Below are 6,327 nucleotides of genomic sequence, written 5' to 3' on the forward strand. Positions count from 1 at the left end.
TTTCATCTTGCACTAGGATTAATAATAAGCCAGCATGATGATGTACTGTCTGTAACGATGAGGTGCGCTGATGACGATTTCCATTGATGAACGTTTAAAGGATTCCACTTGTCTTAGCGATGGACCCGACTGGACATTTGAGCTATTACAGGAGTATTTGGACGAGATTGACCGGGTGGCTAAACTCTATCGGCTGGATACGTATCCACATCAGATAGAAGTCATTACCTCGGAACAAATGATGGATGCTTACTCCAGTGTCGGTATGCCGATTAATTATACCCATTGGTCATTCGGCAAGAAATTTATCGAAACGGAACAACGTTACAAACAGGGTCAGCAAGGGCTGGCATATGAAATTGTCATTAATTCCAACCCCTGCATCGCCTATTTGATGGAAGAAAATACCATGACCATGCAGGCGCTGGTGATTGCCCATGCCTGTTACGGCCATAATTCCTTCTTTAAAAATAATTATTTGTTTCGCAGCTGGACCGACGCCAGTTCCATTGTGGATTACCTGATTTTCGCCCGTAATTACATCACTAAATGTGAAGAGCGATACGGCGTCGAACAGGTGGAACAGCTGCTGGATTCCTGCCATGCCTTAATGAACCACGGCGTGGATCGTTACAAACGGCCGCAGAAAATTTCCCTGGAGGAAGAGAAATCCCGGCAGGAAAGCCGAGAAGCCTATTTGCAAAGCCAGGTCAACGATCTTTGGCGTACCCTGCCCCGCCGGGATAAAGAGGAATCTCCCGCCGAAGCCAGCCGCTATCCCCATGAGCCGCAGGAAAACCTGCTGTATTTCATGGAGAAAAACGCCCCCTTGCTGGAACCTTGGCAGCGGGAAATTTTGCGTATCGTCCGTAAAGTCAGCCAATACTTTTATCCGCAAAAACAGACCCAGGTCATGAATGAGGGTTGGGCCACATTCTGGCACTACACCATTCTCAACCATCTCTACGATGAGAAAAAGGTGACCGACCGGTTCATGTTGGAATTCCTTCACAGCCACACCAACGTGGTGTATCAACCGCCGTACAACAGTCCCTATTACAGCGGCATCAACCCGTACGCACTGGGATTTGCCATGTTCCAGGACATCAAGCGTATCTGCCAGTCGCCGACGGAAGAAGATCGCCATTGGTTCCCGGATATCGCCGGCAGCGACTGGCTGGAAACCCTGCATTTCGCCATGCATAACTTCAAGGATGAAAGTTTTATCAGCCAATTCCTGTCGCCGAAAATCATGCGGGATTTCCGTCTGTTTACCGTGTTGGACGACGATCATAACAATTACCTGGAAATTGCCGCCATCCACAATGAAGACGGCTACCGGGCGGTACGGCAGGAACTCTCTTCCCAGTACAATTTAAGCAATCTCGAACCGGATATTCAGGTCTGGAATGTGGATTTGCGCGGCGACCGCTCGCTGACTCTGCGCTATACGCCGCAAAATCGCGCGCCGTTAGCAAAAAACCGTCGCGAAGTGATGAAGCATATTCATCGGCTGTGGAGTTTTGATGTGTATATGGAACAGCTTAATGAAGACGGAAATGTGGAATTGATTGAGCGTTGTCCCGCGCGCAACTTACCCTTGTGATATCTTATCCCCTACAGAAACCCGGTGAAGGTCGGTCACGGCCTTCACACCCTTCTTCGGAATGATGCCGGCTCAGCGTCCGGCTTCGGCGATATCATGGGGTATGGAGGACTGCATGCTGTTCCAGATGGCCCCGCTCTCATTGCCGTAATGACGCACCAGATCAATAACCTGATCATATAATCCTTCCCGGCACAGGGCGGAAAGACGGGTGTAAAAATTGCGAGCCAGCTCGCGGGCCTGGGGATTGGAAAAATAATAGCGCCCTACCCGCAGGTATAACCCCCTCAGTCCGTTGAAAATCAGGCCGTATATAGGATTGCCGGAGGCAAAAGCCAATTCATGAAAAATGCGGTAATCCATTTCGGTGAAGGCATCGGCCTGATCTTCCAGATTTGCCGCCTGCGCCAGAACAAGCTGCGCTTTATCGGGATAAAACCGTATCGCCATGCGAATGAATATCGAGGCGATATTGGTGCGTACCGACAATAAATTATCAATGAGCTGCGGAACGCTGTCATGATCGAGGCGGGCCAGCGTCTCGAGAATATTCAGGCCCGAGGTTTCCCAGACGTTGTTTACCCGGGTCGGTTTACCATGCTGAATGGTCAGCCAACCGTCCCGGGCCAGCCGTTGCAGCACTTCCCGCAAAGTGGTCCGCGTAACGCCAATCACATCTGAAAGTTCTCGTTCCGCGGGCAGGATGGATCCCGGCGGGAAACGATTATTCCATATGCTTTCAATAAGATACTCTTCCGCGAAACCGGCGGGACTTTGCGCCTTGATAACCATAATAGTATGTTCCGTGCAGCATGCGTAAGTAAGCTAAAACGGGCTAATCATAGCAGATAGCGTCAAGCTGATATAGGGAGATGAAGGGACTTAAGGTAAAACCTTGTCGGTGATGGCAATAACGAGGCATATTTGTCACCTTATGATTAATTTTGATAATGTTTTCTTTAAACATAATACCTGTATCAGCTTCAGATTACGTTAAGAGACCTCGCAAAAATATCACTTAAGATGAATTCTTAATGACAAGAGTTTCAATGAAAACGAAACAAGCTGGAGAACGAATCGTACTTTACTTAAAAAAGAGGCTGGCATCTGTCATTAATTGATTTAAACTGCGTGTTTACAAGCAACTGGCCTGGATAATAATATATGTTGCAATTTCTCAACCGCTGCTCGCGAGGTCGTGGCGCCTGGATATTGATGGTGCTTACTGCCCTGGCGTTGGAGCTGGTGGCGCTTTATTTTCAGCATGTGATGTTATTAAAACCCTGTGTGTTATGCATTTATCAAAGGGTTGCTCTTTATGGCGTCATGGGGGCGGGGATCATCGGCGCCATAGCGCCGGCCACGCCGTTACGCTACGGTGCATTGATTATCTGGTTGTACAGCGCTTGGGAAGGCTTGAAACTGGCTATGAAGCATACTGATATCCAGTTGAACCCCTCACCGTTCGTCACCTGCGATTTTTTTGTCAGTTTTCCCTCGTGGCTGCCCCTGGACAAATGGCTGCCGTCGATTTTCAGCGCCACGGGCGATTGCGCCGTCCGCCAATGGCATTTCATGTCGCTGGAAATGCCGCAATGGATGATCGTGATCTTCGGCGCCTATTTGCTGGTAGGCATCCTGGTGCTGATTGCTCAATTTTTCCGCCCGAAAAAACGCGACCTGTTCAACCGTTAAAGGCTAAAGGACCCGCAGGGGCCCTTTCTCCCGAGGCCGCGTAAAGCTTTTCCGGGTTATCGAGCCGGCATGTGGCCTGTAATACCCGTAATAAATGAAAAGTGAAATCGCCGTTAAAACCCCGATTTCACTTTGATCCCCCCTCCTCTTCCCGCTACCCTCCGTTTTAAGTTCGCTCAACATCACCGTCGACGGGGAGTTTTGCATGCCTGCCTCTGCCAAAAAAATCCAATGGATTAATTCTCTGAAAGGCGTCTGCATTTTGTTGGTGGTATTAAACCATATCATTACCACCAGCTATATCCCGTCGCTATCGGTGATCAACCAGCACCAGTTCATTACCAAAGTCTGGGTAGGGATTAACCATTATCTGGTACCTCTGCGCATGCCGGCCTTTTTCTTTATTTCCGGTCTGCTGGCCGCGGACGGCGTTCTCGTACGCTCCTGGAATGAGGTATTGACAAAAAAAGCGGTTAACCTGTTTTATCTCTATCTGTTGTGGTGTCTTGTACAGTGGCTGTGCGTGAGTTTAATCAACCGCGACCTGGCCTTTGACGACTGGCGGCTGATGGCGCACAACGCCGCCTATGCAAGTTCCGCGGGCCAATTCATACTGTACGTAGCGGCAGCCATGTCCAGTCCCTGGTATCTGTATGCCTTGGCGCTCTATTTTGTCATCTGCAAACTGTGGCGGAATCACTGGGTCTTACTGCTTGGGCTGGGGGCAGTGCTGAATTACGCCTGCGTTTTGGGCCTGGTTCCCTGGTGGGGTCCGGCAAGCGTGGCGCAAAACGGCATATTCTTCTTTACCGGCTGTTTTCTGGGTTCGCGTATCGTGGCCTTGCTGGCGGACAGGCGATCCCGCCTGACGCTGCTGGCGGCGCTTACCGGATTGGCGCTTTTCCATTGGATGCTGACGATGGATAAGAGCCTGTTTACCAGCGCGCTGGCGGTCTGCGTCGCCATATTATGCTGTCAGTGGGTGAACCGCCATTGGCTGTGGCACAGCGGACCGTTGCAGGCCCTTAACTGGATAGGTAAAAATACGCTGCAGATTTATGTACTGCATAAATTGCTCACCGAACTGATGGCCGTGCCGGCGCTGGGAGCGCTGGTGCGCTATCACGCCTTCGATAATAAGCTGTTCTCCCAGCTGTGGCTGGCATTTTACCCATTGGCGGTCACGGCCTTATGCGCGGCGGGAGCAATTGCAATCTGGTGGGCCCTGAATCGCGGCGTCGGCCGCGTCCTGTTCCAGTACCCGTCGCTGGTTCGCACTGAAAAGGCGCTGGTTTGAGAGGCTTTTTCAATCATTCACCCCGGGATGATTGATTTGTTTTGCCGGAACCTTCCCCACCATGAAACCGCCCGAACAACCGTGCGGATATGATCGCCATCAATAACGCTCCGAGGCCGGCCGTGCCGGCGTCCCCCGTAACGCGTAGATCGAAATCGCCAACCCGATAGATGAGAAGGTAACCCAGCGCGATGTTGACTGCTCCCCACAGCACATTCACGGTTGATGAAGACAGCCCTTGGCCCGGCGGCGAGGCAAACGGACTTTGGAAAGACCGCCCCATCATGCCGCTGACAAGGTGTGGAATGGCATTGGAAACAAACATGCCGCCAAAAAAATAGGAAAAATATTGATGCCAGGGCATGAGCAATTCTCCAATGATACGACAATGGATGACGCAACAAGCGGCCAAGTGTATGGTCTGGCTGCCCATCGCGCGACCGCCTATCCGCCACGACTGAAAGCGGCAAGCATAAGTGTCGAGGTTGTCACTAACCCGCTAAACTTGCAAGTTAAACTTACAAGTTTAGCTGCTCATATAGGCCATCTGTTATTAAAGAATTGCTTGATATTCTCCACTGCCGGATCTTAAACATGCTGTGATAGCGCTTTGATTAGATAGCCAATAAATAATCCAATTCTAAAATTCCATTTCAATCCGTAATACTTTTAAATTTACTCACTGCCGATAAGTTATCATTTATTCGCCCATTCTGTTTAACCTTTTTTTAGGCTCCCTGTGGTTAATTACTTATTGTATTTTATTTTTTTGAGCATAATCCTGATATTAATATTAATTATTATCTCAAGAATAAATAACATAAACGCCATTTAATTTTTATTAATTAATCTAAGGAAAGACTATGAATAATAATTTTACAGGCGGGTCAATAAATCATGGCAACGGCTGGACCACCACTCATGATCCGAGAGGAGATATCCGGCATTATACCGGCGAACAGCGTAGCCCCGCCCCTACACCCTCCATATCGCACAATTTCCAAGGCGGCCATAACACTTCTTATACCGGCAGACACAGGAGCGGCACCGGCGGCACAAACCGCTATGAGATGCAGCAAAGGCGGCGCGAGCAGCGGGAAAGAGCCGAGGCGGAAGAGGCGCGCCGCAGGCATGAAGCCGAAGAAGCACAGCGCAGGCATGACGAGGAGGCGCGAATACGGCAGGAGCAAGAGGCGCGTCGCCGGCATGAAGAAGCCATCCGCCAAAAAGAGCATGAGGAATGGATGGCGAAACATCCCCTTGAGGCCGCTGAAAAAGGGGTGCGTGATGCTAATGAAAATCTCAGGCATAAAGAGCACGAAAGGAGTCATGCCGAGCATCAATTACGGGAAAGCGAGCAAAGCCTAAATAACTGCGCCTATTACCGCTCCACTTTTGTTAGTCCAGGTTTGTTGCCTGGGAAAGGTGATGCGGTTTTCATAAATTGTCTGACATTTTTTAGTAACTCCCACATTGTTTTACAGTGATGATTGCGGGTCACCGTTTCGTGTAATGCTAACCATAAGAGCTCTATTTTGTTCACCCATGGCGAGTAAATCGGCTGATAAATAAGAATAAATTTTGGATTCTTCTTCAACCACTTCAATGTCTTTTTACTTTTGTGAATGATGTAATTATCGACAATAAGGGTGATCGTTTTGGCGCTGCGATACGTGCTTTTCAGCTGGCATAGCATATCGATGAACAAGCCTGAGTTTTTACGTGTTCC

7 protein-coding genes are annotated in these 6,327 nt (G+C 49.5%); 4 read left to right on the forward strand and 3 right to left on the reverse strand.

Annotated elements, in window-relative coordinates:
• Window positions 1–70 precede the first annotated feature (70 nt).
• Window positions 71–1,606, forward strand: coding sequence for a SpoVR family protein (locus tag VGC33_RS19830; protein WP_203521244.1), 1,536 nt, complete (start codon window positions 71–73; stop codon window positions 1,604–1,606).
• Between the two features lie 72 nt (window positions 1,607–1,678).
• Here the strand turns inward: VGC33_RS19830 and fadR are convergent, their stop codons facing one another.
• Window positions 1,679–2,398 carry a fatty acid metabolism transcriptional regulator FadR gene (gene fadR / locus VGC33_RS19835; protein WP_132921351.1) on the reverse strand — a complete coding sequence of 240 codons (720 nt, stop codon included), beginning with the start codon at window positions 2,396–2,398 and terminating at the stop codon, window positions 1,679–1,681.
• A gap of 372 nt (window positions 2,399–2,770) precedes the next feature.
• Here fadR and dsbB point away from each other — a divergent pair, with 372 nt between their 5' ends.
• Window positions 2,771–3,301: a disulfide bond formation protein DsbB gene (dsbB, locus tag VGC33_RS19840; protein WP_132921350.1), complete on the forward strand. Its 531-nt coding sequence runs from the start codon at window positions 2,771–2,773 to the stop codon at window positions 3,299–3,301.
• A gap of 205 nt (window positions 3,302–3,506) precedes the next feature.
• A complete protein-coding gene (locus tag VGC33_RS19845) occupies window positions 3,507–4,598 on the forward strand; it encodes an acyltransferase family protein (protein ID WP_203521242.1) in 1,092 nt (363 codons plus the stop codon).
• Window positions 4,599–4,611: 13 nt separating this feature from the next.
• On the opposite strand, the gene VGC33_RS19850 is transcribed toward VGC33_RS19845, so the two are convergent.
• A complete protein-coding gene (locus tag VGC33_RS19850) occupies window positions 4,612–4,962 on the reverse strand; it encodes a hypothetical protein (RefSeq protein WP_203521241.1) in 351 nt (116 codons plus the stop codon).
• Window positions 4,963–5,461: 499 nt separating this feature from the next.
• On the opposite strand from VGC33_RS19850, the gene VGC33_RS19855 reads away from it, so the two are divergent.
• Window positions 5,462–6,085, forward strand: coding sequence for a hypothetical protein (locus VGC33_RS19855; RefSeq protein WP_203521240.1), 624 nt, complete (start codon window positions 5,462–5,464; stop codon window positions 6,083–6,085).
• On the opposite strand, the gene VGC33_RS19860 is transcribed toward VGC33_RS19855, so the two are convergent.
• On the reverse strand, window positions 5,980–6,327 hold a 348-nt coding region (locus tag VGC33_RS19860), incomplete at its 5' end, for a transposase (RefSeq protein ID WP_331122504.1). The two genes, VGC33_RS19855 and VGC33_RS19860, sit on opposite strands and share 106 nt — an antisense overlap.

The organism is Acerihabitans sp. (genome assembly GCF_036398755.1).
Classification (GTDB): Bacteria; Pseudomonadota; Gammaproteobacteria; order Enterobacterales; family Enterobacteriaceae; genus Acerihabitans.